This window comes from Mammaliicoccus sp. G-M28, from assembly GCF_022386595.1.
Taxonomy (GTDB): Bacteria; Bacillota; Bacilli; order Staphylococcales; family Staphylococcaceae; genus Mammaliicoccus; species Mammaliicoccus fleurettii.
The window spans coordinates 345430-370300 of record NZ_JAJNIF010000002.1 but is presented as its reverse complement, the minus strand read 5'-3'; the positions used below and the strand labels follow the sequence as shown (position 1 = coordinate 370300).

The window sequence follows — 24871 nt, the reverse complement described above, 5'->3', positions numbered from 1 at the left end:
ATATTAAAGATATGAATGTATCGGTCAAAGATACAATGGGCGAGAAGTTCTTTACTATGATGAGTGCAATTGCAGAACTGGAAGCTGCAAGAGGAATCAAAAGAGACAGGAGTTAGTAAGTTTACAGTGTATAGGGTTATTAATCATTAAATCTTATTCTATTATGTACTTTGCATTCGAAACCACTATGATGTTATAATGTATTTAACAAGAATATCTGCATTTGATGCACCAAACCCCTCACTACTGAGAATAGTGAGGGGTTTTTTGGTGTGACTTGGTCGCCTATTTTACTTATCGCCACGTTTGCGAAGCCAATACGCAAAGAATGCGACAATGCAACCACTTGCTGTCGTGGTCATGATGTGAACAAGAATATCTATCATTTTCTGCACCTCCTCTCTACGTCAAATAGACGCCTGAGAGATAGGCGATATCATTATTATATCATCTGTAAATACACAAGCATATGCACTTTTGATAAGGCTTATGTATGTTAATTATTTTGTTTTTTATAAGGAATTTATAGATCGATTTTTAGTATCTAAAGTGGTATTAGAGTCCTTTTTACTCTTAGGTTAGAATTTCAAAAATCTGTATGAGATAATAACTAAATATAAATAGAAGCAATCAATATTATTCTTCACTCTAAAATAAATAACCCGTTAAGTATATTTAATAAAAGTGACAGAAGTCAGTAGGTCTAAGTACAAAGGATTATTAATAATTATATCCTATTCTATTATGTACTTTGCATTCCAAACCACTATGATGTTATAATACACATAACAAGGAACTAGCATAGATACACCAATCCCCTCACTACTCCCAATAGTGAGGGGATTTTTGTTGGTGTGACTAGTCGCCTATTTTACTTATCATCGCGTTTGCGTAGCCAATGCGTGAATAACGCGATAATACAACCACTGATGACTGCAATCGTGATCTGAACAAGGATTTCTAGCATAGATTAACACCTCCTCTCTACGTCAAATAGACGCCTGAGAGATAGGCGACATCAGTATTATATCATCTGTAAATACACAAGCATATGTACTTCTCACATTCTTGTATATCTTACCAACAGCATAAATAAGAAAATAAAAAAGTAGTGAAGATTATCTGCTGTCGTAGATTTCTTCACTACTTTTTTTAGTATATTTTCAGACGTATTCGCCAACAAATATTATTTAATTTTATTTAAAGCTTGTTCTAAGTCTTTGATAATATCATCACTTGATTCTGTTCCTACTGAAAGACGGACTAAATCTTTTGTTACGCCTGATGCAACTTGTTCTTCTTCGGACAGTTGTTGGTGGGTTGTGCTTGCTGGATGTATTACAAGTGATTTAGAGTCTCCTACATTTGCTAATAATGAGAATAGTGATAGGGCTTCTACAAAGTCTGGAATTGCTTCGGAATCGCCTTTAACTCCAAATGTTAGTATTGCTCCTTGTCCTTTTGGTAAATACTTCTTAGCGAGTTTATGATATTGATTTGATTCAAGTCCTGGATAGTTCACCCAGCTTACTTTATCATGTGATTCTAAAAATTCTGCTACTTTTTGAGCATTTTCAGAGTGACGTTCTATTCTTAAATGTAATGTTTCAAGACCTATTAAGAATTGTTGGGCATTAAATGGTGATAGTGCTGGTCCGAGGTCTCTTAGTAGTTGAACACGTGCTTTCGTAATATAAGCAGCTGGACCTACGTCATTAACGTAAGAAACGCCATGATAACTTGGGTCAGGGTCTACTAATCCTGGGAATTTACCGTTATCCCAATTGAATTTACCACTATCTACAATTACGCCACCGATAGACGTTCCGTGACCACCAATGAATTTAGTTGCTGAATGTACAACAATATCTGCACCATATTTAATTGGTTGTAGTAGGTGAGGTGAAGCAAATGTATTATCTACTATTAAAGGAATGCCATTTTTATGTGCTACTTCAGCGACACCTTCAATATCCAGTACATCAATACGTGGATTACCGATAGTTTCAGCGAAGATCAGTTTAGTATTGTCATTAATTGCAGCTTCGAAATTTGCTGGATCATCTGGATCTACAAAATGTACTTTAATGCCAAATTTCTTTAATGTAACTGCAAATAAATTATATGTACCACCATATAAATTAGTAGATGCAACAACTTCAGAGCCACTTTCGGCAATGTTTAAAATACTTAATGTAATGGCAGCTTGTCCACTACCTACACTTAATGCAGCTAAACCTTCTTCTAATAATGCGATACGTTTTTCAAAGACATCATTAGTCGGATTCATAATTCGAGAATATATATTACCTTCTTCAGCTAAGGCGAATAAGTTTTTAGCATGTTCAGTTGATTTAAATGTAAATGACGTAGTTTGATGAATAGGAACGGCTGTTGAACCAGTAACTGGATCAGGTACTTGACCACCGTGAATTGCAAGCGTTTCTTTATTCCAATTTTCTTGTGTCATTAATAAATACCTCCTTAAGTTATATATGTCATTATAGTCAGACAATTTTAAAAATTCAATCTAATCCGAGTAAAAAGATAAGAAAATTTTATAAAAGGCGTGAATTAGGGATTTTAAATTAAAACCGACTTTACTTATAGGAATAGTTGTGATAAATTCAACTTAATATTTTGTTCGGGAGTGAATGACTTGATAACAGTTGAAGGGTTACACCATAAGTTTGGGGATAATGAAATTTTGAAAGATATTAATTTTGAACAAGAAAAAGGGACAGTTACAGCAATTATAGGACCAAGTGGTTCAGGAAAAACCACTTTATTAAGAAGTTTAAATATGCTCGAAACACCATATAAAGGTGTAATTGAATTGGGAGATACGTTATTTAATATTGAAAATTTTAATAAAAATGATGTAGCAAAATTAAGAAAACAGTCGGCTATGGTATTTCAGCAATATAATTTATTTAAAAATCGTACAATTTTAGAAAATATTACTGAAGGTTTGATCTATGGACAAGGCATGAGTAAGAAAGAAGCAAATGCTAAAGGTATGGAATATTTAGACAAAGTTTCACTAAAAGATAAGGCAAATGCATACCCAGTACAATTATCAGGTGGGCAGCAACAACGTGTAGGTATCGTAAGAGCATTAAGTATTGAACCAGAAGTGCTTTTATTAGATGAACCAACTTCAGCATTGGACCCTGAATCTGTACAAGGCGTGCTAAATATTATTCAAGAAATTGCTAGTGAAGGTAGAACGATGGTTATCGTGACACACGAAATACAGTTTGCTAAAGAAGTTTCAGACCAAGTCATATTCATGGATAATGGAGAAATTATTGAAAGCGGTAGTCCTGAGGATGTAATTGATAATCCATCATCGGAACGTACAAGAAAATTTTTAAGTCGTTTAACTTCAACAGTTGGGGCATAGGAGGTATGAAATGAAGTATATCAAATTTCTAATTGTAAGTGCATTAATCATTTCATTATCTGGTTGTGGTCAAATTTCTAAAGAAAATAATGATAAAAAAGTTATAAAAGTAGCATTATCAGCTGAAGTAAATCCGCCGTTTTTATATACAGACAGTGATAACAATCCAGTTGGCTATGATATGGATTATATGAAAGCTCTTGAAAAGAAGTTGCCACAGTATGATTTTCAATATGAATTTGGTGAAGAGGAATCAAACGTCGTCGGAATTGGTGTAGGTAAATTTGATATGGGGATCAATTGGTTCTTCAAAACGCCAGAACGTGAAGAAAAATTTTTATATCAAAAAGAACCTTACGTATATTCTTTAACGACTCTAATTGTACATAATGATACAAATGATATTGAGACATTGGATGATTTACATAATAAGAGACTTACACCTATGGCTCCAAGTGGTGGGCTTTATTCTATTCTTTCTGGGTATAACAAGTCTCATAAACAACAGATAGATATTGATGAAATTCAAAAAGTATCTAATGGTGAAAATTTTAAAATGATTGAATCAAAACGTCGAGATGCAATGTTCTTAAATTTAACAACATATCAAGCGATTCAAAAAGAATTAAATGCTGATGTTAAAGTAGGTGGCGTTGTTTCAAAAGAATCTATTCATATCTTATATAACAATAAAAATACGCAATTACAAAAAGATATTGATAAAGCGACTAAAGAATTAAAAGAAGATGGTACGCTTGTGAAATTATCTAAAAAATGGTTTGGATTTAATGTATTTGAAGACAGAGATTCATTAAATGACATTAAAGATAGATTATAAGGAGGAGAAAAATGGGAACGACAACTTGGCCAGATTTGTTTATGCAAATTTTAGATAAATTACCAATTACGCTATTCATCATTATTATTTCTCTTCTATTTGCTTTAATTTTAGGGCTGGTTTTAGCAGTTATAAGAATAAAAGAAATACCGATATTAACTCAAGTTGTGAAACTGTATGTTTCTTTCGTGAGAAGTACACCGCTTATTTTGCAATTATTTTTAGTTTATTTTGCATTGCCGATTGTCTTGCAATGGATTTACATTGAAATTAATCATTTTAGTCGTCTATTTTTTGTCATATTAACCTTCACTCTGCATACAGGTTCATACTTATCTGAAGTGATGAGAGCTGGGTATAATTCAGTTGATAAAGGACAGATTGAAGCAGGAAAAACAGTTGGTTTACGTGATAGAACAATATTGACGAGAATTATTATTCCTCAAGGATTTAGAAATAGTTTACCAAACATCGGTAATCAAGTAATAGAACTGATTAAGGATACTTCACTTGCATTTACTATCGGACTTATTGACATGATGGGGCAAGTTAACTTAATTATAGGGAATAATTACGGTTTAGGAATGTTTCCTGTATATGTGGCGATATGTATTATTTACTGGGTTATTTGTATATTAGTAGAATTTATCGTCATGCTTTTAGAGAAAAAATATAATATACCATATCAAACTGAACAAATGAGGTGAATAAATTGTCTATAGATTTTCCTTTTATGTATGAACATGTTGGAGATATATTAAAAGGTGTTCCAACAACATTATTAATTGCAGTTATAAGTATGGTGTTTGGTTTAGTAATAGGTACTATATTTGCGTTAATTCGAAAAAGAAAGATACCTGTTATCAATCAAGTTATAGTTGTATTTGTGTCATTCTTTAGATCAACACCTCTCATTGTTCAGTTGTTTGCATTTTACTATGGTACGCCTGTACTAATAGAATGGTTGAATAAAGTTTGGCAATTGAGTTTAGACCCTGATGGCGTCAGTTCATTAACAATCGTTCTCTTTGTATTCACATTACATTCAGCAGCATACTTAACAGAAGTTATGCGAAGTGGATTGAAAAGTGTAGACGATTCGCAAATAGAAGCGGCTATAACAGTTGGTCTAAGAAGACAACATATCTTGATGAGAATTGTAATTCCACAAGCACTAGGATATGCGATACCGAATTTAGGGAATCAATTTATAGCTTTAATAAAGGGAACAGCAATTGCATTTGTTGTTCAAGTAACAGAAATATTAGCGATTAGCCAAATTATAGCTAATGACGGTTATAGATTTGTCGAAGTGTATATCATCGCAAGTGTAATATATTGGATTATGGCGCTGTTTTTCGAATGGGTTTTCGGAAAAATGGAAGCAAGAGTTGGGAAATACTTATATCAAACATAAAAAAACGAGGTCAGCATTACGTTTGTGCGAAAATAGTAATGTAGGACCTCCTTTTTTTATAAATTTTTTCATTTGATGTGTATACTAATATTATAAATATAAGTTGGAGGTACATCATGATTGAAATTCGACCAGTTAAAATAGAAGATGCAAATGAACTTTTAGAAATAGATATTAGAAATAGAGAACTATTTGAAACATATTCAGCAGCAGATAGAAAAGACTCAGATTATCAACTATATAATTATAGAAAAAATATAGAAAAATACTTACAAGATATGAAAAATGACGATGGTTACCATTACGTAATCATACAAAAAGAAGAAAATAAAATAATAGGTACGATCGACTTATTCGCAGTGGTTAGACATAATATCCAAAGTTGCATGATGGGATATGCATTAGACGAAGCATATAGTGGGCAAGGAATTACGACAATCGCTGCAAAAAAAGTAATCAAAATAGCATTTAATGAGCTAGGATTTCATAGAGTAGAAGCAGGCGCACAACCAACAAATGTAGGATCAGTAAGAGTATTAGAAAAAGCAGGAATGATAAGAGAAGGACTAAACAGATCAAACGTTAGAGTCAAAGGAGAATGGAAAGACCATTATTTATACGCAATCGTAAATGAGAACTTTTAAGGATGTGGAATAGTATTGTGGATGGTGTTATCAGGATTAATAATCTATTTAGTATTATTTTTATATTCTAAATATCTCATTAAAAATGAGAAATTCATGCTTATTCACTTAATGTTTACCTTGATTTTTATATGTTTTAGTCAAGTATCCATTATATATTTTGAAAATTTAAATGGACAATTGAATGTGTATACTTTAGTACTTGGTTTGTTATTTATATTTATGATGAGTGTATCTATGTTCTTACAAGTGATATGTGATATTTTATTAGCTACACAACTTGTAAGAAATGAAATAGTAGATAAAATATTCAAAATTGTATCAGACCCTATTGAAGTTATGAGTCATATAGTGAAATCAATTTGGTTGTTGAGTTTGGGAATGTTAATGATTCAAAATCATTATTATATTTTAGGAGTTATAACATTAATATGGGGATTATTGATAATTTATTACTTCAATATTTTAATTAACTATTATACTAAACAAAATAAAGGAATAAGACCTAATACAGTATTTATAAATGTAGAAACTTTATTGATTTTTACTATTTTGTTTATAGGTATATTAGTGATATAAAGTTTTCAGGCCGATAAAAATAATTATCGACCCGAAAACGCAAAATACAGGCCGATAAAAATAATTATCGACCCGAAAACGCGAAATACAGGCCGATAAAAAAATTTAGCGACCCGAAAACGCGAAATACGGACCGATAAAATAAAATAACGGTCCAGAAATGCGAAATACGGACCGATAAAATAAATTATCGGTCCGTATTTTTCCTATTTTCCTCTCTACCTTGTATCGGGTTGGTCGATTTTTCTATGATGGTCTATATAAAGTCCTAGTGGTGTGAGTATGAGTGCGATAATGATGTATGCCCAATTGGATGTATAAATTTTTGGTCCTAGTTGCAAGTAAAATCCTGGTAAGTAGAATGCTAATATTGTTAGTACGAATGTGCCTGATATTAAAATATTCGTTATTGTTGTGGTCCAATTTGATTCGCTATATATCCTTATTTGTACTACTTTGAATATCATCCATATAAAAATGAATATCATCGTAAATCCTGTTACAAACGTTATAAGAAATGTATATAGGTAAGTGTATTCTATTTGAGTGAAGAATCCTGTAAATCCTCGTATAAATGAAAATACGCCTAATAACATTAATATGTGTAAGCCTATAAATTTAAAGATATTTTGAAAAGTACGGTTAGGCATGTTTTTAATCATATTATCTGCATGTTGTTTTGGGTCATGATCAAAGAATTCCATTGCATGCATGCCGTCTTTTTCTGCACTTAATAAATGATTAAGTATGTTAAGTAACATTTTTTCTGAATCATGTTCGTTAATACTTAAGTTAGCACGGACATATGTTATATAGTTTTCATATACTTCTCTATCGTGACTATTTAATCTTAGTCGTTTTACATTGTTTTCAATTATAAGGTCGCGTGTTGATTTTTTCATCAGCGTGTTCCTTTCTTTGTTCAATAATTTCATTTTACCAAGTATTTTATTATAAAACATCACTAATTTGAGGTTTATACTTTTTACAGATGATTAAATTTCCGATATTATTAAATATGACAGGTGGTGAATGCTTGGAGATGTTGACTTTATTTATTGTATTTTTAGTAGGTATTTTTGCTGGAACGATTAATATAGTTTCAGCAGGTGGATCGTTAATTGTTTTACCATTACTTATATTTTTTGGATTACCTACTACAGTTGCGAACGCTTCGAACAGAGTTGCAATTTTAGTTCAGAATATACTAGGTTTATATGTATTTTACATAAAAGGAATGCGCAACGTTAAGTTAAGTCTTATCTTGAGTATACCCGCTATTATTGGCTCTTTTATTGGCGTACATTACGCAATTAATCTCCCAGACGCAATTTTCAACCGCATGTTAGGTATTATTATGCTTCTCGTTTTAATTATTATGATCATTCCAACTAGATGGAAAGGTGCAAACAAGCAAACTGAAAAATTATCCATCTTTAGAATTGTTCTTCTCATTATTGTATTTCTAGCATTAGGTATATATGGTGGCATTGTTCAAGCTGCTGTAGGATTTTTATTCATTATAGCTTTAAATTTAATTATGCCGAAATTAAATTATGCTGAAGTTCAGTGTATGAAAACTTTAGTCATAACGATTTACTTATCGCTATCGACATTTGTATTTATTTTTCAAGGGTATGTTAATTGGCCATTTGCAATCAGTTTGGCACTTGGATCAGGTATTGGTGGACTTATAGGTGGTCGTTTGACTGTTTCGTTGCCTGAAAAGAAATTAAAAATCATTATGTTTATCGTTATATTTATTTTAGCAATTAAATTATTGATAGAGAACAATTAGGTAGGTAGAACAATGTTTATCATAAAATACATTCAAGATGATGCAAATATTTATAAGATTAGCCAAATGGCTGCAAAGGCTTTTAAAGATGAGAGATATAGTATGAAATTGGCAGTGTCTCTAGAATATGAAGCAATCAAAGGCTCTCTTGAATACGAAAAAAGTATCTTGATTGGTGCTTTTATTGAAGAAGAATGTGTTGGCTTCATATGGGCTAAATTTGATTATAAGGATAAAGAAGTTAAAATTTATAACCTTCTTGTTACTGAAAATCATCGAAAAAAAGGAATCGCTAAAACTTTAAAGCGAGAAGTAGAAAAGTGGGCTCAACAAATGGGTGCATATTCCATAGTTTCAACTGTCCATGCCCACAATGAAAATATGATTCATATTAATGAATCAATGGACTATGAAGTTGAAAAAATTATTATGCGTAAAAAGTTATTTTAAATAGAAGAGAGGAATTCTATGGCCATATTCGAAGGTTTCTTATGGTTCATTATGGGAATTATCCTAAGTTCAATTATTCATCATTACATTTCTAAAATACCATTAAGTTTTGTTCAAATTATTATTGGTTTTGTTATATTTCTATCTCCAATTCCAGTTGAATTAAACTTTGAATCAGAAGTGTTTATGGTGGGCATTATCGCGCCATTACTATTTTTAGAAGGTATTTCAGTTTCGCGTGTCCATTTAGCTCGGTATTTAAAACCCGTTATGTCAATGGCACTTGTACTCGTATTTACAACAGTTCTAGGGGTCGGATTCTTATTACATTTAATCTGGCCAGAACTACCATTAGCAGCGTGTTTTGCTATTGGTGCAATTGTTTCTCCAACTGATGCGGTGGCAGTTCAAGCTATTGCAAAAGGTAAGATGTTACCAAAAGGTTCTATGACAATATTAGAGGGTGAATCTTTATTAAATGATGCAGCAGGTATCTTATCATTTAAGATTGCTTTAGCAGCTTTAGTAGGTGGATCATTCTCATTAACAGGAGCAGTTGGACAATTTCTTATCACGGCAGTCGGAGGCGCAATTGTTGGTCTTATACTTGGTTATGGTGTAGTACAATTGCGCGTTTACTTAACTAGAAATGGTATTAATAATGGGAATATGTTGACGTTTATACAGGTTATAACACCATTTTTAGTATATATCGTTGCAGAAACATTCCATTCATCAGGCATTATTGCAGCTGTTGTCGCTGGTTTAATTCATGGTGTTGAAAAGGATAGAATCGCACAAGCAACTACGAAGGAACAAGTTACTTATAATCATACTTGGGATTTATTAAGTTACTTATTAAATGGATTTGTATTTATTTTATTAGGTTTCTTAATACCAGAAGTATTATTTAACATTTTAGAAGAACCAAAACAGGAAGTAATGCATGTTATTGGCATGACACTGTTTGTAGCAGCATTAGTTTATACATTTAGATTCATTTGGGTGCTTATTTCATACCCGTATTTCTACTTACCTGAAAGTAGATTTTCTAGAATGTTAAATAGTGGGAAAGATATAGAACCACAATCTCAAATAGATAAGCCGAATCGTTTTAAATATGCATTTATTATGACGATATGTGGGGTGCACGGTACAATTTCATTGGCAATCGCTTTAATGCTACCATTTAAATTATCCGAACACACAGACTTTATTTATAGAGATAATTTACTATTTATAGCGACAGGTGTTATTTTGATCAGTTTAGTATTAGCACAATTAGTACTTCCACTTGTAACGCCTAAAACTAAACCGAAAGAACAAAGCTTACTAACGTTTAATGAAGCTAAAGTCTTACTTATAGAAAGTGCATTAGAGAACTTACAAGAATTTTACAGTAAAGAAACAAGTTATATTTACGGGAAAATTACACGTAGTTATCATATGCAATTATCATTCTTAAGAGAGAACGATGAAAAAGATGAAGATATTAAAGAATTAGAGCGTATGCAAAGAATCGCTATTGATACAGAATTTAGAACGTTAGATAAATTGATTAAAGATGATAAAATTTCACAAAATACATTTGATAACTATAGACAAATTACTGAACGTTCAACTACCTTTAAGAATGCATCACTGTATACGAAAGTTAAACTAATGGTGAAGTTATTTGTTCGACGTAGAAAAATTAAAACATTTGTCAATGCAACAAGTTCACTTTCAATTGAAGCAAACTTAAAAGAGATGAGATTTATGACTAGAGAAGTTCATTTCCAAGTTGTAAAAAGATTAACTGAAGAAATGAATGATGATAATGAGTTTGAAATTAGCATCGTTTGTGATTCTTATTTAAATAAAGTTGAAAGATTAACACCTAATCATTTTAAAGGTAACCATTCAGCTGTCTATACAGAAATGGAAATATACGCTTTAAGAATTCAAAGAGAAATGATTAATGAGTTAACTGAAGAAGGTAAAATTGGGCGTGCAATGGCTATAAAATTAAGAGAATCCGTTAATTACGATGAAATGATAGTACTAGGCAATAGTATCTAATTTGTTTTCAATAGATAGCTTACATGTAGTGTGGTAAAATATTTAAGACTATATATAGGAGGCGACACCTATGAAGAAAGCACTTTTACTGATGGTGAGCTCATCAATTATTTTAGCTGCATGTGGCAATGATGATGAACAGAAGAATTTAGAACAAGAAATTAAGTCTTTAGAACAATCATCTAAAGATTATCAAAAAAATAAAAAGTCTTTAGAAAAAGAGAATGAAAAATTAAAAGATAGTATTAAAGACAAAGAAGATGAGTTGGAAAAACTCAAAGATGAAGTTAAAGCAAATCAATCTGATACAGAAGAGTCAAAGAGCAGTAAAGAAGATTCTAAAGATAAAAAGGAAACATCAAGTACAGAAAAAGAGCAATCAGCAAAAAAGCCTTTTCCTAATACAATTCGTACTTCAACAAATGGTGAAGTTGAAGTAGTAGATGACATTGATGGTAAACATTTTCAATTTGAAGATAGTGGTATGAAGGTAAGCATTGACCATTTACAGATTTTCCAAGTGAATAATATGCCAGAAGGTCAGGTGTTGCTCTTCAATGGAGCTAAAGATGGTTATGTTGTCATGTATGAAGTCGTAACTGAAAATACAACAAATGATAAGTTATTCTATGACAACACAGCATCTATCCAACATGGAGAACAAACACAACGTTCTGACTATGCTTCATTTATACCAGATTCTCATAACGAGAAATATATGAAGAAATCTAAAGAAAACACTGATGAATATCAACCAGGTGAAAAGACTAAAAGTTTAAAGTCTATTCCTATTTCTGAAAAAGTGTATCAAGCAATTAAAGATAATAGTGCAACATTCAATATTCATGGCGGTGTGAGTAAGACATCTACATATGATGATGCGTCTGACAAAGTTAAATCTTTTAAATTGAATATATAGGTTTGGTTTAGTTTGAATTGTATTAGGGAATAAACTATAAATGATTATTTGAAAAGAGGGATGTTATCGTGCATGAAAAAGAATTTGTTCTCATAGAAGGAAAGAAAATAACATTATTAGAATTAGGCAAAGAAATCGAGAATATAACGGGTCGTACTTTGAAAGTAACAACAGGTGAAGTGAGAAGTTGGCCATCAGAAGCAGTTGTTTTCGATCGCAAATCTAACGTTAATCAAGTAACATATCGATTTAATGATGTTAATGATATAATTGATGCAACGATTGAAGTTCCTAGAGGATTTAAAGACTATGATACAGACCCTGTAACAGTTAAATTGTTGACTTATATTAGAAGAGCATAGAATATGAACAAACCTCTAACATAATGAGTTGTTAGGGGTTTGTTTTATACATAAGGAGATTATAATGAAATCAAAAATCATCATGATTAGTTTAATAGGATTAATGGCATTTGTAATAGTTGGTTGTTCAAATAATGTTAGTGAAGACAAAGGAAAAGATGGAAAAATAGTTCTATCACCAAACAGTGATGATATAAAGGGTAAAGTACTTTTTGATAGTGCTCACGGTCAAACTGCAGGCAGTGCAGATTGGGTTATTAATGGTGGATTTTCTGATTTTGCAGATGCATTGACGAAAGAGAACTATGAAGTGACAGATTTAGGATTTAATCAATTATTAGAATATAACAAAATGAAAAATTATGACTTAGTTGTAATACCTGAAGCAAACAATCCTCTTAAAGCAAGTGAACAAGATGCTATTGAGCAATATGTGAAGTCTGGTGGAAGCATTTTGATGGTTAGTGATCATTATAATGCTGATCGAAACTTTAATCGATATGACTCATCTGAAGTAATGAATGGCTATAGGAGAGGGGCTTTTGATAATCCTACAAAAGGTATGACTTCTGAAGAAAGTGCTTCTGAAAAAATGAATGGCGTTGAAAGTAGAGACTTTTTAAATGAAGTATTTGGTTTAAGATTCAGATATAATGCTTTAGGAAATATAAAAGTAGATGATTTAGCTGATGAAAAAGATAGCTTTGGAATTACAAAAGGTGTTAATGCGGTATCGATGCATGCGGGATCTACCATTGCAATTACGGATCCTAATAAAGCAAAAGGTATAGCATTTGTTCCAAATTTATCGAAAGATGATGCGTGGAATCATGCAGTCGACCAAGGTATTTATAATGGCGGAGGAAAAGATGAAGGTGCTTATATAGCAATTAGTAAAGCTGGAGAAGGTAAAGGTGCATTTATAGGGGATTCTTCCATGGTAGAAGACAAATCACCAAAGTACAAACGTGAAGACAACGGTGAAACTAAGAAAACATATGACGGCTTTAAAGAAGAAGATAATCAAAAAATGATAATGCAAATTGTTGAATGGTTAAATAACAAAGAAGACAATAAAGATTTTTCTTCAATGGATATACAACTAGATGACAAGACACCATTATTAAATTTTGAAGAACCTGAAAATAGTAGTGAAGCTGAGAAAGAACCTTGGGGAACACCAAAGCAAGGTTATAAATGGTTTGATGCTTCCACATATGCATCAGGCAGTTATGGCGCTACTGATGAAAAACAAAGTAACGAATCAAATAGTGACAGTAAAGATTCATCAACAAGTAGTAATAGTAATAAACAAGAGGATCAAGGAAATCAAAGTGAATTCGATATGCCAACATCTGTTCAAAAACAAGAGAAATTCGAAATAACAGTACATGTAGACGAATCAAAATTAGTTAATCAAAAATTTCAATTATCTATTAAGAATAAAGATGGACAAGAAGTTGGGATGTTTAATGGACAAGCACCAGGCGTATCTGATTCAGTAAATCCTAAAATTAATAACGGAGTAACAGATTGGTATTTCAAAACTAAAATCGCCAATGAAGCTGATAATGAAGTAGACGTTGAAGTCTTATCAGGTGGAAACGTTATAGCTAAGACAACAATGCAAGTAGAATGAAAGACACCTCTAAAGTTGAATTTAAATCCAACTTTAGAGGTGTCTTTTTATGTTTGAAAGTGGAATAAGTGGAAATGTAATGAATATGAGGGAGATTAAAGTGACCGAATGTTGCTAGTCGAGGTCAACAAGCTAAATAGTGGGGCTGAATGTTGCAAGACAGGTGCGACTAGCAACATAGAGCGACTGAATATTGCAAGACGAGGTCGACTAGCAACATAGAGCGTCTGAATATTGCAAGACAGGCTCAACATGATAAATAGAGCGACTGAATTTATCAAGACGAGCCCAACATGATAAATAGAGCGACTGAATATTGCAAGACAGGTCAGACTAGCAACATAGAGCCCTTGAATTTATCAAGACGAGCCCAACATGATAAATAGAGCGACTGAATTTATCAAGACTGGCACAACATGATAAATAGGCCCGTGAATTTATCAAGACTGGCACAACATGATAAATAGCACGTCTGAATTTATTAAATCTCATTTCTCAATATCTTATTTCAAATAATTACCTGAAATGTGGACAGTGATATTTGTAACTATTTATATAATTTTGTATTAATATTGTAAAATGCTTTTTAGTTGATGAAAGCGCTTGCGTCAATTAAAATTAATATGTAATCAATTTAAGGGAGGCGTTTTAATATGGCTTTTGAATATCCAACTGCAACAAATGCAAAATACAAAGTAAAAGATAAGTATCAAAACTTTATTGGTGGTAAATGGGTTGATCCAAAAAACGGTGAGTATTTTGATAATGGATCTCCGGTAACTGGTGAAGTTTATGCTAAAATGCCGCGTTCAACTAAAGAAGATGTAGATGAAGCGGTAAAGGCAGCACATAAAGCACAAGTTGAGTGGGCTAAAAAGTCACCTGCTGAACATTCGCAATTACTCTTAGATATAGCAGATCGTATAGAAGAAAATTTAGAAGAACTAGCTGTAATTGAAACATTTGATAATGGTAAACCGATTAGAGAATGTCTAGCAGCAGATTTACCATTAGTTGTAGATCATTTTAGATATTTCGCTGGTGTAGTGAGAGCAGAAGAAGGATCAATTTCACAAATTGATAATGATACTGTAGCTTATCATTTTAAAGAACCAATCGGAGTAGTTGGTCAAATTATTCCGTGGAACTTCCCATTATTAATGGCAACATGGAAATTGGCGCCAGCAATCGTAACGGGTAATGCTGTTGTTCTTAAACCAGCTGAACAAACGCCTGTATCTATTCTTCATTTAATGGAATTAATTCAAGATATATTACCTGAAGGGTTAATAAACGTAGTAAATGGCTTTGGTGCAGAAGCAGGTCAAGCTTTAGCAACTCATGAAGATATTAATAAGGTAGCATTTACTGGCGAAACAACTACAGGTCGTATTATCATGCAAAATGCAAGTCAAAACTTAATTCCTGTAACGCTAGAATTGGGTGGTAAGTCACCAAATATCTTTTTCAAAGACATTATGGATGAAGATGATGACTTCTTAGATAAAGCTGTTGAAGGTTTAGTCATGTTCGCATTAAACCAAGGTGAAGTATGTACATGTCCTTCTAGAGCATTAGTTCATGAAGATATTTACGAAAAATTTATCGAAAAATGTATAGCACGTGTAAAACAAATTAAAACAGGTAATCCACTTGATACTGAAACAATGCTTGGTGCACAAACTTCTCAAGAACAATCTGAAAAAATTAAAAGTTATTTAGATATTGGTAAACAAGAAGGTGCAGAAGTATTAGTTGGTGGTAACGTTCGTGAAGAATCTGGAGATTTAGAAAATGGATTCTATATTGAACCAACAATATTTAAAGGTACTCAAGATATGAGGATTTTCCAAGAAGAAATATTTGGACCAGTCTTATCATTAGCTACTTTCAAAGATGACGACGAAGCATTAGAAATGGCAAATGATACTTTATATGGATTAGGTGCAGGTATTTGGACAAGAAACCAAAATAAAGCTTATCGTTTTGGTAGAGGTATCCAAGCAGGTCGTGTATGGGTAAATAACTACCATACTTATCCAGCACATGCGGCATTTGGAGGATACAAAATGAGTGGTATTGGCCGTGAAAACCATAAAATGATGTTAGATCATTATCAACAAACTAAAAACTTACTCGTTAGTTATGACGAGAAGCCAGCAGGACTGTTCTAAATGACTGAACAAGTCACTGCTACAGAAAAAGCCAAATCACTCATTAGAGATTTAAAAAAGACACATGGTGAAAATCTTATTTTTCATCAATCAGGTGGATGCTGTGATGGTAGCTCTCCAATGTTATTCGTTGAAGGAACATTGATTATTGGAGATGTAGATGTGAAGTTAGGTGAAATTGAAGGTGTACCTTTCTATATGAACAAGAAGCAATACGAATATTGGAAACATACTAACTTAGAGTTAGATGTTGTAGATGGTAAAGGTGGAATGTTTAGTATAGAAGGCCCAACTGGTAAGAGATTTCACATTAGAAGTTCAGTAAGGTCATAATTTTTAGAAGGATGTGCTAAAATAATAGTACATCCTTTTTTTAATTTGATAAAGGTTGGGTGAAGAAAATGAGTTATTACATTGAAACAAAACGTTTAATACTAAGAAATTGGAAAGACGAGGATGTAGCTAAATTTCAAAGCATGAATGCAAATCCCGAAGTGAGAAGATACTTTCCAGATATACTAAGTTATGATGCAACTAAAAATGTTGTTGATCAAATGAAAGCGATTATTGACCAACATGAGATTGGTTTATTTGCTGTGGAATTAAAAGAAACAAAGTCTTTCATAGGTATGGTAGGGCTTAACTTTATACCAGAGGGTAGTGAATTGAGTTTTCCTGAGTTGCCTTTTTATGAAATTGGATGGCGAATTGATAAAGATGTTTGGGGAAATGGTTTGGCAACTGAAGCGGCAGAAGCTGTCTTAACCTACGCAAAAGAACAAGGTATTGATGAAGTTTATAGCTTTACATCTGAAATTAATAAACCTTCTAGAAGAGTGATGGAAAAGTTAGAAATGGAGCATATTAGAGATTTCTTACATCCTAAAGTAGTACATGATGAACGATTAGCGGCTCACGTTTTATATCATAAAGTGTTATAAGGAGAAGATTATATGATCGTTATTAGTGCATGCTTAGTAGGTGAACAAGTAAGATACGACGGCAATCATAAATTAGATATATTTTATAAGAATTTAATAGATGAAAAAAAGGCGATAAGTATTTGTCCGGAAATACTAGGCGGACTTCAAGTGCCGAGAGAGCCTGCAGAGATTACTGGAGGAGATGGCTATGATGTCTGGAATAATCAAGCTAAGGTTATGACAGTAACTGGCCAAGATGTTACGCATCAGTTTAAAGAAGGCGCCAAAAGAGCACTTTCCATAATAAAGGACTTAGATGCCCAAACAGTAATATTAAAAAGTGATAGTCCATCGTGTGGATCAACTGTCGTTTACGATGGAACATTTAAAGGAATTAAAAAAGAAGGTGTCGGTGTAACGACAGCCCTCTTTAAATTAAATGCTATTGAAGTTTATGATGAAAAATCATTTCATGCTACTTTTGATAATCACGAAGTTTAACAGGTTGAGCAACTTTCATTGAATCAAACATGCTTTGAATATCATCTTTAATAATAGCTAAATTTTTATAGTCTTTACTAACAAATCCAGTAGAAACCAAGTGTTCAATCATTGAGGATAAAGGATTGAAAAATTGTTTAATGTTCAATGCGGCAATAGGTTTATGATGTAAACCTATTTGCGACCAAGTATATATTTCGAAAAATTCTTCTAATGAACCCGCTCCACCCGGTAACATGACAAATGCATCAGCCATATCAGACATCATTTGTTTTCTTTCATGCATCGTTTCTACAACATGATATTCAGTTAAGTTTTCATGTGCTATTTCACGTTCTCCTAAAAATCTAGGCATTATACCAATTGCAATCCCATCATGGTCTAATACACCATTTGCTACAGCACCCATCATTCCAGTCGAACCAGCTCCATAAATTAATTCATATTTATTTTCTGCTAAGTATTTACCTAACGCATAAGCTTGTTCTGTGAAGATAGGGTCGTTACCTTTACTAGCTCCACAAAATACAGCAATTCTTTTCATATATATTACTCCTTTCACATATGTAGTATAATGATTTTAAATAGAGAATTCCATTTATTTTAAAGGGGGTCTATCAAGTGGACGTATTTCTAATGGTAGTACTTATCGTGCTCATTTCAACTACAGCCGGACTTGTCAAAAATCATCAATCGAAAGCAGTTAAAATCGAAAAAATTAAATCACAACGAGTTAAAGATGAATTAGAACTAGAAAAAATAAAACATGAAAATTATTTATTAGAAACAGACAAAATGCGTATAGAACTAGAACAAATGAAAAATACTGATAATATTAATTTAGAGAAAGCTAAGAGCCAGCTCATAGAAAGATAAAGTAGATAATATATTAAGTTGTAATGAGCTAGTTCACAAAGTCTTGCCCGTTAGTCGGGAAAAGCTTCATCTATAAAATAAGACAATGTCACAAACTGACATTGTCTTATTTTATGAGGTTAGTTAGAAATTCCGAAAAAACTAAATGATCTTCTTGGGTAAGTTTTTTTGGTCCTTTTGTTCTACCACCTTGTTGTCGTACTTGTGCTGAAACATGTCTTTGTGTTAACAACTGTTCTATATTGTTTGTTGTGTATTCATAACCTTTATGATGAATAACGTGTTGGGCTTTATTTAATATAAGGCTCGCAAGTCCATAATCTTGTGTGACAACGATGTCGCTTGATTTTGTTAGTTTAACAATCCTAAAGTCAGCACTGTCTACACCATGATCTACATAAGTGGTTGTGACATTTTCAGGGTATTCTTTTAAAGAGAAATGGTTAACACTTCTTATTATCAGAACGGAGATGTCTGTATCTTGAGTTATACGTATGACATCATCCGTAACTGGACATGCATCCCCATCTATAATGATTCGATTAATCATTTATTGCGACGTAAATTTTTTTTATATTTTTTATGTTCAACTGTATGTTCGTCATATGGAAACTGATCGATATGTTGTTCCATTGATATTTTATGTTGATTAAATAGTTTGTAGCTTGATTTTTCTTTTTTCTCATTTCTAACTCGTTCGTTAACTAATTCTTGAATATTCGGCTTAGCTTGTTTTGAGCTAACATCAGCTAATGATTTTGGTTGAGTGCTTTCAGAAGATTTCTGTTTGTTTTCTTTTTCTTGATACTTTTTGATTTCTTTAATGCGTTGTTCTTTGTTTTCAGCTTCTAACTTTTGCTCTTCTTCTTCACGTGCTTCGATATTATCTTGTAGCTTCTTATCTAGCTTAGATACATCTTTTTTGTTTTCTTTTTCAAGCTTTTCGCCTTTTTTCGCTTGTTTCTTTTCAAGCTTTTGATAATACTCTAGTTCTTTAATACGGTCTTTTTTGTTTTCTTTACGCGCTTTTTCTTCTTCTTTATGTCGTTCATCAATATTTTTTTGTAGTTTTTTATCTAGGTGGTCAATTTGTTTTTGCAATTCTTTTTCCTCTTTCTTCTCTTCTTTAAATGGTTGTTTCATTTGTTTGTTATAGTCGTGTAAACGTTTCTTTTGGACAACATAAGATTTAACAGGTTGTGATTTTTCCGCAACTTTATCTTTTGTTTCAATCGTTTTATCTTTAACTTTATGAGAAAGGTCAACTGTTGTTTCAGTTACGTTTTTCACATCTGGGTGTTCTTTGATTTTTTTACGTTCTTTAATTAATGGTACTAGTACTAATGGTAGTGTATTGACGATTAATTTTACTTTATCATTCATGAGTCATTCCTCCGTATTAATTTCTAATTATATATCTTATTTAAATACCCTTTAACAACGACTTCAAACTGTAGTTTCTAAGTATTAACCAATGTTTTGGCCAATACCGAAACCGAAATAAGCAATAGCTATAATGATAACTAAGATAATTCGATAAATAGCAAAGGGTATTAATTTGACACGATTGATAAGTTTTAAGAATAATTTGATAGATATAAGACCAAATATAAATGATGCTATAAAGCCAACAACATAAAATGGTATTTGGTCTAAAGTGATAAATTGTATATTACCTAAAAGTGCTTTTGCACTGGCAGCAAACATAATTGGAACTGCCATAATAAATGTAAAGTCAGAAGCTGCTTTATGATCTAATTTTAAAAATACACCTGTTGAAATTGTAGAACCTGAACGGCTAAATCCTGGCCATAAAGCAATCGCTTGTGATAAACCAATAACAAACGCTTTTGGATAGTTCATATCGTCTACTTTATGTGGATTTGGAACGCGCTTAGAATAAATATCTGCTCCAATCATATAGATAGCACCTAGCAATAAACCAATTAAAACGGTTGGAACGCTAAATAAATGCTCCTCTATAAAATCATCAAATAATAAACCAAGTATTCCAGCTGGTACTAAACCAACAATAATGTGTGATAACTTTAATCGATGTTTCTTTTGTTCATTCTTTTTAATATGTAACATTTCTATATATCGACTTCTAAATATCCATGCTGCTGCAAGAATAGAGCCTAATTGAATGACAACTTTAAATGTAAATGCAGATTCACTTCCGAGAAATGATGTAGACTTTAACCACATATCATCTACTAATATTTGATGACCTGTAGATGAAACTGGTGCAAACTCCGTTAAGCCTTCTACAATACCTAAAATTATTGCTTTTATTAATTCGATTATAATCATATTTTAGCTCCTCAAATTTTCTGAAAGTCTGTGGTTATTAGTAGACAATCACTGTATCATTATTGTACCAAATATTACATAATAATATGTGAATAATTAATAATACATTTTAGTTTATTTTTTAATTAAAGACGTTATAATAGAAAAAGGTGGTGAGATTGTGAAAGAATTAACAAAGTACAGTATGCAGTATAAACGCTTGCAAATTTTTATGTTTTTAGCATCATTATTACTTAGTTTAACTGTCATATTTCAAAATATATATTTAGGAAAAATTATAAATCAAATGCTCGTTGTTAAATCAAAGTATGAGCAGCTTTACTTATGGCTAGTGATATTATTAGTTGTGCTGTTATTAAGAGCATGCTTTAACTATTTGAATCAATTATCCGGTCAGAAACTTTCTTTTAAAGTTAAAAAAGATGTAAGAAATAAATTGATGGATAAAGATACAAAACGATCAAAAGTCACAATATTAACAGAAGTAGTTGAAGGTATACATCCATTTTATGAATCCTATTTGCCTCAAGTCTTTAAATCAACCATTATCCCAATTGTTATTATTATCACTTTATTTTTCATACATTGGCCGGCCGCTGTAATTATGATGATTACTGCACCGTTCATTCCATTGTTTTATATTGTGTTTGGTTTAAGAACACGTGATAAAGCGAAAGATCAAATGCAATCTTTAGACCGTTTTGCAAGTGAGTTCATAGATTTAACGAAAGGACTCGTTTCATTAAAACTATTTAATAGAACAAATCAAACGACTGAAAAAATTCACAAATCTAGTACTTCATTTAGAGATTTAACGATGGAAATTTTAAAGAGTGCTTTTTTATCTGGATTAATGTTGGAATTTATTTCAATGCTAGGTATAGGTATTGTTGCATTAGAGGTAGGTTTGAGACTCATCGTATTCCATGATGTATCATTTGTTGTAGCAATTACGACATTATTATTAGCACCTGAATTTTATAATGCTATTAAAGATTTAGGACAGGCATTTCACACTGGTAAACAAAGTGAAGGCTATATAGAAATGATAGAAGAAATGAATAACGAAGAACAAACGAAACAATCATCTATTCAAATTAATCCAAATATGGACAATCAAGATATTATTCAATTTAACAATGTATCTTTTTCTTACCCTAAGCGTGACGATTTTTCTTTTGAAAATATTAACTTAAATATAAAAGAAAATAGTCATACTGCAATTATAGGTCCGAGTGGTGCAGGTAAATCGACATTGATTAAATTGTTATTAAATGAATTGAGTCCCAAAAAAGGTGACATCAGTTATAAGAAATCTTTAAAAATTGGTTATCTGTCCCAAAGACCTTACATTTTTAGCGCTTCTTTACTAGAAAATGTCACGATGTTCCTAAAATATGATGAGCATCATGTATTAAATGTATTAGATGAAGTGGGTCTTACGGAAAAAGTGTCTCAATTATCTAAAGGTATCAATACAATGATAGGTGATGGATATGAATTGTTATCTGGTGGAGAAATGAGAAGAATAGAACTTGCAAGATTGCTATTGCTTAATCCAGACGTTGTTATTTTTGATGAACCTACTACAGGGCTAGATATAAAAACAGAGCAGCTTATTGTTGATTCAGTTAATCAATTTGCACATGAAAAAACAGTTATAACAATAGCACATAGAAAAGCAGTTCTGAAATATGCCACTCACTATATCGAAGTACTTAATGGAGAGGTTCATGAAATAGATTTGCCTAGAAAAGGTGGTGTCATACAATGAAAAGATTATCTATAAAATTTGATAAAGATTTCTATCTATCTATTATAATAGGTGTCTTTGGTATGTTGACCGCCTTAGGTATGTTTGCGTTAAGTGGTTATATGATTTCTAAAAGTGCACTTGGAACACCACTATATGCTTTAATGATTTTAATCGTAACGATTAAATTATTTGGTTTTGTTAGAGCGATAACTAGATATTTCGAAAGATTATATTCACATAGATCTACTTTTACAATGTTAAGAGATATACGGGTGGAATTATTTAATCATTTAATACCAATCGTTCCAAACGTGTTTAGAAGATATCGTTCAAGTGACTTGCTTACTCAAATGGTTAATAATGTCGAGCGATTACAAAATATATTACTAAGAGTGTATTATCCACCAATTGTCATTATTTTAACGACTGTAATCACGATTTTAGTTATGATTAATTTCAACATTTATGCCGGTATCATCATTGGTATATCAATGTTTATTTCAGTTATTTTAATTCCATATTTATCAGCAAAAAGAGCAAATATTCTCGCGGTGCAAGTTCAACAAAGTGAAGAGGACTATGTAGCAGAATATTTTGATTTCGAAAATGGTCGTTCAGAATTAAAAAGATTTCAGCAATTTTTACCTTTTAAAGAAAAAGTATTAAATAAACAAAATCAATATGAAGCAAAAAAATATAAAGAACAGAAATTTTTAAGTACGTATGATTTTATGTTGAACTTATCTTCAATGGTAAGTATATGGTGTATGACCATCTTATGCATATGGCAAATTCAAGATGGCGTATTAAATGCTGTATTCTTTGCAAGTATATTAATGATTACAATAACATTATTTGAACAAGCAATTCCTATGACGAACGTTGCATTTTATAAAGCAGATACAGAAAGAAGTCTTCAAAGTATCGAAGAAGTCATTAATCAATCATTTGATGAAACAGATGAAAGTTCGGTAGTAAATAAAGCTTTATTCAATGCTGAAAATTTAACTTTTAAATATGATTTTCAAGAAAGACCAACTTTAAAAAATATAGACTTTAATATTCAAAAAGGACAACATGTTGCAATCATTGGTCCATCAGGTTCAGGTAAAACAACATTGCTCAATTTACTAATGGGATTATATAGTGCGAATCAAGGTGCTTTATCTTATAACGGAGCATTATTATCACGAATAAATAAAGAAGCATATGTAGACGAAATTAATACAATGTTGCAACATAATCATTATTTTGAAGGCACAGTGAGAGAGAATTTATTAAATGAAGCTGAAGATAAAGAAATGAAACAAGCATTATCAACAGTAAACTTAAGCTATTTAGATTTAGACCAATATTTAACACAAAATGCAGAAAATATCTCTGGAGGAGAAAGACAACGGTTATCAATGGCAAGATTACTATTAAGAAGTGCACAAATCTGGATGCTTGATGAACCAACAGCATCATTAGATGAACAAAATGAAGAGAACATTATGAATGTATTATTAAATAAAGAAGATACAATTATCATTGTTACGCATAACTTAAAATATTTACGAAACTTCGATCATATTATTGTCATGAATGAAGGAGAGATTCTAGAGCAAGGTGATTATGAAACATTGATAGAAGACCGAGGATATTTGTATGATGTAATCCATTATAATGAGCAGTTAGTGTGAAATGAGAAAACCCAAGACATTATGTCCTGGGTTTTCTATTTCTCATGATTAATTTTATCTACATTATTTATCAATTTTTGTAATAAGCTATTGAGTTGCTTTGTTTCTTCATCATTTAATTCAGATACATCTTGAATAAGTTGAGATGCTTGGTGTAAATGTTTTTTCATTTGTTTGCTTTTCTCTGTTAAATGAACAAATACTTCTCTTTGATCTAATTCAGAACGTTCACGTTTAATGAGGTCTAAATTTTCCATTCTTTTTAATAGAGGGGATACTGTTCCTGTATCTAAGGCTAAGTCAGTTACTAGCTTTTTGACATTGACTGGTTCGGTTTCCCATAAAACGGTTAGTACTAAATACTGTGGATAAGTAATGTTGTACTCTTTGAAAATTTTGTTTGAATAATAACGATTGACTTGTCGCTGTGCATTATACAAATTAAAACACAATTGGTTATGGATATTTAAATTATCCGCCATAATCTTTCCCCCAAACTACAAATACAATGGTTCATATTTTTATAAGCTTCC

At 31.7% G+C, this 24871-nt stretch carries 27 protein-coding genes and 2 pseudogenes; 20 read left to right on the top strand and 9 right to left on the bottom strand.

What is annotated here, in order from left to right:
- Positions 1–2 precede the first annotated feature (2 nt).
- Positions 3–86, top strand: a pseudogene (locus LQ609_RS12745) (recombinase family protein); the annotation flags it as partial.
- Positions 87–290: 204 nt separating this feature from the next.
- Here LQ609_RS12745 and LQ609_RS03685 read toward each other — a convergent pair.
- The 3 genes from LQ609_RS03685 to LQ609_RS03675 form a co-directional block, all read right to left on the bottom strand.
- A complete protein-coding gene (locus LQ609_RS03685; RefSeq protein ID WP_115337737.1) occupies positions 291–386 on the bottom strand; it encodes a type I toxin-antitoxin system Fst family toxin in 96 nt (31 codons plus the stop codon).
- A gap of 485 nt (positions 387–871) precedes the next feature.
- Entirely contained in the window at positions 872–967 is a 96-nt protein-coding gene (locus LQ609_RS03680; protein ID WP_107510030.1) for a type I toxin-antitoxin system Fst family toxin, read from the bottom strand.
- Between the two features lie 219 nt (positions 968–1186).
- Positions 1187–2470 (bottom strand): homocysteine synthase, encoded by a 1284-nt coding sequence (locus LQ609_RS03675; RefSeq protein ID WP_239734331.1) that lies wholly within the window; start codon positions 2468–2470, stop codon positions 1187–1189.
- Between the two features lie 189 nt (positions 2471–2659).
- Here LQ609_RS03675 and LQ609_RS03670 point away from each other — a divergent pair, with 189 nt between their 5' ends.
- The 6 genes from LQ609_RS03670 to LQ609_RS03645 all read left to right on the top strand — a co-directional run bounded on the left by LQ609_RS03670 (position 2660) and on the right by LQ609_RS03645 (position 6884).
- Positions 2660–3406 (top strand): amino acid ABC transporter ATP-binding protein, encoded by a 747-nt coding sequence (locus LQ609_RS03670; protein WP_078357309.1) that lies wholly within the window; start codon positions 2660–2662, stop codon positions 3404–3406.
- A gap of 10 nt (positions 3407–3416) precedes the next feature.
- Entirely contained in the window at positions 3417–4244 is an 828-nt protein-coding gene (locus LQ609_RS03665; RefSeq protein ID WP_078357310.1) for a transporter substrate-binding domain-containing protein, read from the top strand.
- An 11-nt stretch (positions 4245–4255) separates the two neighbouring features.
- Complete coding sequence (locus LQ609_RS03660; RefSeq protein ID WP_239734330.1) at positions 4256–4951, top strand: amino acid ABC transporter permease; 696 nt, start codon at positions 4256–4258, stop codon at positions 4949–4951.
- 5 nt (positions 4952–4956) lie between these two features.
- Positions 4957–5661, top strand: a complete 705-nt coding sequence (locus tag LQ609_RS03655) for an amino acid ABC transporter permease (protein WP_411815217.1) — start codon at positions 4957–4959, stop codon at positions 5659–5661.
- Positions 5662–5777: 116 nt separating this feature from the next.
- The gene (locus LQ609_RS03650; RefSeq protein ID WP_107510027.1) at positions 5778–6305 is read left to right on the top strand and encodes a GNAT family N-acetyltransferase; all 528 of its coding nucleotides are present in this window, start codon (positions 5778–5780) and stop codon (positions 6303–6305) included.
- A 186-nt stretch (positions 6306–6491) separates the two neighbouring features.
- Entirely contained in the window at positions 6492–6884 is a 393-nt protein-coding gene (locus LQ609_RS03645) for a hypothetical protein (protein WP_142242926.1), read from the top strand.
- Positions 6885–7102: 218 nt separating this feature from the next.
- Here the strand turns inward: LQ609_RS03645 and LQ609_RS03640 are convergent, their stop codons facing one another.
- The gene (locus tag LQ609_RS03640; protein WP_078357314.1) at positions 7103–7786 is read right to left on the bottom strand and encodes a DUF1129 family protein; all 684 of its coding nucleotides are present in this window, start codon (positions 7784–7786) and stop codon (positions 7103–7105) included.
- Between the two features lie 140 nt (positions 7787–7926).
- On the opposite strand from LQ609_RS03640, the gene LQ609_RS03635 reads away from it, so the two are divergent.
- The 10 genes from LQ609_RS03635 (at position 7927) to LQ609_RS03590 (ending at position 17711) form a co-directional block, all read left to right on the top strand.
- Complete coding sequence (locus tag LQ609_RS03635; protein WP_088368997.1) at positions 7927–8682, top strand: sulfite exporter TauE/SafE family protein; 756 nt, start codon at positions 7927–7929, stop codon at positions 8680–8682.
- Positions 8683–8694: 12 nt separating this feature from the next.
- The gene (locus LQ609_RS03630) at positions 8695–9132 is read left to right on the top strand and encodes a GNAT family N-acetyltransferase (RefSeq protein WP_115337735.1); all 438 of its coding nucleotides are present in this window, start codon (positions 8695–8697) and stop codon (positions 9130–9132) included.
- An 18-nt stretch (positions 9133–9150) separates the two neighbouring features.
- Complete coding sequence (locus LQ609_RS03625) at positions 9151–11193, top strand: cation:proton antiporter (protein ID WP_239734329.1); 2043 nt, start codon at positions 9151–9153, stop codon at positions 11191–11193.
- A gap of 70 nt (positions 11194–11263) precedes the next feature.
- Complete coding sequence (locus tag LQ609_RS03620; RefSeq protein WP_078357318.1) at positions 11264–12112, top strand: SA0632 family lipoprotein; 849 nt, start codon at positions 11264–11266, stop codon at positions 12110–12112.
- A gap of 68 nt (positions 12113–12180) precedes the next feature.
- Positions 12181–12474: a hypothetical protein gene (locus LQ609_RS03615; RefSeq protein WP_078357319.1), complete on the top strand. Its 294-nt coding sequence runs from the start codon at positions 12181–12183 to the stop codon at positions 12472–12474.
- Between the two features lie 64 nt (positions 12475–12538).
- A complete protein-coding gene (locus LQ609_RS03610; protein ID WP_239734328.1) occupies positions 12539–14113 on the top strand; it encodes a GldG family protein in 1575 nt (524 codons plus the stop codon).
- A gap of 653 nt (positions 14114–14766) precedes the next feature.
- The gene (gene exaC, locus LQ609_RS03605; RefSeq protein WP_078357321.1) at positions 14767–16287 is read left to right on the top strand and encodes an acetaldehyde dehydrogenase ExaC; all 1521 of its coding nucleotides are present in this window, start codon (positions 14767–14769) and stop codon (positions 16285–16287) included.
- Positions 16288–16620: a DUF779 domain-containing protein gene (locus LQ609_RS03600; protein WP_078357322.1), complete on the top strand. Its 333-nt coding sequence runs from the start codon at positions 16288–16290 to the stop codon at positions 16618–16620.
- Between the two features lie 68 nt (positions 16621–16688).
- Complete coding sequence (locus tag LQ609_RS03595) at positions 16689–17228, top strand: GNAT family N-acetyltransferase (RefSeq protein WP_239734327.1); 540 nt, start codon at positions 16689–16691, stop codon at positions 17226–17228.
- A gap of 12 nt (positions 17229–17240) precedes the next feature.
- Positions 17241–17711 (top strand): 2-thiouracil desulfurase family protein, encoded by a 471-nt coding sequence (locus LQ609_RS03590; RefSeq protein WP_078357324.1) that lies wholly within the window; start codon positions 17241–17243, stop codon positions 17709–17711.
- Here LQ609_RS03590 and LQ609_RS03585 read toward each other — a convergent pair.
- Complete coding sequence (locus LQ609_RS03585; RefSeq protein WP_078357325.1) at positions 17686–18255, bottom strand: LOG family protein; 570 nt, start codon at positions 18253–18255, stop codon at positions 17686–17688. The two genes, LQ609_RS03590 and LQ609_RS03585, sit on opposite strands and share 26 nt — an antisense overlap.
- A 77-nt stretch (positions 18256–18332) precedes the next feature.
- Here LQ609_RS03585 and LQ609_RS03580 point away from each other — a divergent pair, with 77 nt between their 5' ends.
- Entirely contained in the window at positions 18333–18587 is a 255-nt protein-coding gene (locus LQ609_RS03580) for a hypothetical protein (protein WP_078357326.1), read from the top strand.
- 106 nt (positions 18588–18693) lie between these two features.
- On the opposite strand, the gene LQ609_RS03575 is transcribed toward LQ609_RS03580, so the two are convergent.
- From LQ609_RS03575 to LQ609_RS03565, 3 genes and pseudogenes are all read right to left on the bottom strand, one after another.
- On the bottom strand, positions 18694–19134 hold the full coding sequence (locus LQ609_RS03575) for a YaiI/YqxD family protein (RefSeq protein ID WP_078357421.1): 441 nt from the start codon (positions 19132–19134) through the stop codon (positions 18694–18696).
- Between the two features lie 254 nt (positions 19135–19388).
- Positions 19389–19970: pseudogene (locus LQ609_RS03570) on the bottom strand (hypothetical protein); the annotation flags it as partial.
- An 84-nt stretch (positions 19971–20054) separates the two neighbouring features.
- Entirely contained in the window at positions 20055–20900 is an 846-nt protein-coding gene (locus LQ609_RS03565) for an undecaprenyl-diphosphate phosphatase (protein ID WP_208144091.1), read from the bottom strand.
- A 160-nt stretch (positions 20901–21060) separates the two neighbouring features.
- On the opposite strand from LQ609_RS03565, the gene LQ609_RS03560 reads away from it, so the two are divergent.
- The gene (locus tag LQ609_RS03560) at positions 21061–22674 is read left to right on the top strand and encodes an ABC transporter ATP-binding protein/permease (protein ID WP_239734326.1); all 1614 of its coding nucleotides are present in this window, start codon (positions 21061–21063) and stop codon (positions 22672–22674) included.
- The gene (gene cydC / locus LQ609_RS03555) at positions 22671–24338 is read left to right on the top strand and encodes a thiol reductant ABC exporter subunit CydC (RefSeq protein ID WP_239734325.1); all 1668 of its coding nucleotides are present in this window, start codon (positions 22671–22673) and stop codon (positions 24336–24338) included. Before LQ609_RS03560 ends, cydC begins: the two co-directional genes overlap by 4 nt.
- 35 nt (positions 24339–24373) lie before the next feature.
- Here the strand turns inward: cydC and LQ609_RS03550 are convergent, their stop codons facing one another.
- Positions 24374–24820 (bottom strand): MarR family winged helix-turn-helix transcriptional regulator, encoded by a 447-nt coding sequence (locus tag LQ609_RS03550; RefSeq protein ID WP_239734324.1) that lies wholly within the window; start codon positions 24818–24820, stop codon positions 24374–24376.
- Between the last annotated feature and the right edge of the window lie 51 nt (positions 24821–24871).

Excerpts from the sequence above, each read along its gene's own strand:
- LQ609_RS03685 (WP_115337737.1), bottom strand. The coding sequence starts at position 386 with ATGATAGATATTCTTGTTCACATCATGACCACGACAGCAAGTGGTTGC.
- LQ609_RS03680 (WP_107510030.1), bottom strand. The coding sequence starts at position 967 with ATGCTAGAAATCCTTGTTCAGATCACGATTGCAGTCATCAGTGGTTGT.
- LQ609_RS03675 (WP_239734331.1), bottom strand. The coding sequence starts at position 2,470 with ATGACACAAGAAAATTGGAATAAAGAAACGCTTGCAATTCACGGTGGT.
- LQ609_RS03665 (WP_078357310.1), top strand. The coding sequence starts at position 3,417 with ATGAAGTATATCAAATTTCTAATTGTAAGTGCATTAATCATTTCATTA.
- LQ609_RS03660 (WP_239734330.1), top strand. The coding sequence starts at position 4,256 with ATGGGAACGACAACTTGGCCAGATTTGTTTATGCAAATTTTAGATAAA.
- LQ609_RS03650 (WP_107510027.1), top strand. The coding sequence starts at position 5,778 with ATGATTGAAATTCGACCAGTTAAAATAGAAGATGCAAATGAACTTTTA.
- LQ609_RS03640 (WP_078357314.1), bottom strand. The coding sequence starts at position 7,786 with ATGAAAAAATCAACACGCGACCTTATAATTGAAAACAATGTAAAACGA.
- LQ609_RS03635 (WP_088368997.1), top strand. The coding sequence starts at position 7,927 with ATGTTGACTTTATTTATTGTATTTTTAGTAGGTATTTTTGCTGGAACG.
- LQ609_RS03630 (WP_115337735.1), top strand. The coding sequence starts at position 8,695 with ATGTTTATCATAAAATACATTCAAGATGATGCAAATATTTATAAGATT.
- LQ609_RS03625 (WP_239734329.1), top strand. The coding sequence starts at position 9,151 with ATGGCCATATTCGAAGGTTTCTTATGGTTCATTATGGGAATTATCCTA.
- LQ609_RS03620 (WP_078357318.1), top strand. The coding sequence starts at position 11,264 with ATGAAGAAAGCACTTTTACTGATGGTGAGCTCATCAATTATTTTAGCT.
- LQ609_RS03610 (WP_239734328.1), top strand. The coding sequence starts at position 12,539 with ATGAAATCAAAAATCATCATGATTAGTTTAATAGGATTAATGGCATTT.
- exaC (WP_078357321.1), top strand. The coding sequence starts at position 14,767 with ATGGCTTTTGAATATCCAACTGCAACAAATGCAAAATACAAAGTAAAA.
- LQ609_RS03600 (WP_078357322.1), top strand. The coding sequence starts at position 16,288 with ATGACTGAACAAGTCACTGCTACAGAAAAAGCCAAATCACTCATTAGA.
- LQ609_RS03595 (WP_239734327.1), top strand. The coding sequence starts at position 16,689 with ATGAGTTATTACATTGAAACAAAACGTTTAATACTAAGAAATTGGAAA.
- LQ609_RS03590 (WP_078357324.1), top strand. The coding sequence starts at position 17,241 with ATGATCGTTATTAGTGCATGCTTAGTAGGTGAACAAGTAAGATACGAC.
- LQ609_RS03585 (WP_078357325.1), bottom strand. The coding sequence starts at position 18,255 with ATGAAAAGAATTGCTGTATTTTGTGGAGCTAGTAAAGGTAACGACCCT.
- LQ609_RS03565 (WP_208144091.1), bottom strand. The coding sequence starts at position 20,900 with ATGATTATAATCGAATTAATAAAAGCAATAATTTTAGGTATTGTAGAA.
- cydC (WP_239734325.1), top strand. The coding sequence starts at position 22,671 with ATGAAAAGATTATCTATAAAATTTGATAAAGATTTCTATCTATCTATT.
- LQ609_RS03550 (WP_239734324.1), bottom strand. The coding sequence starts at position 24,820 with ATGGCGGATAATTTAAATATCCATAACCAATTGTGTTTTAATTTGTAT.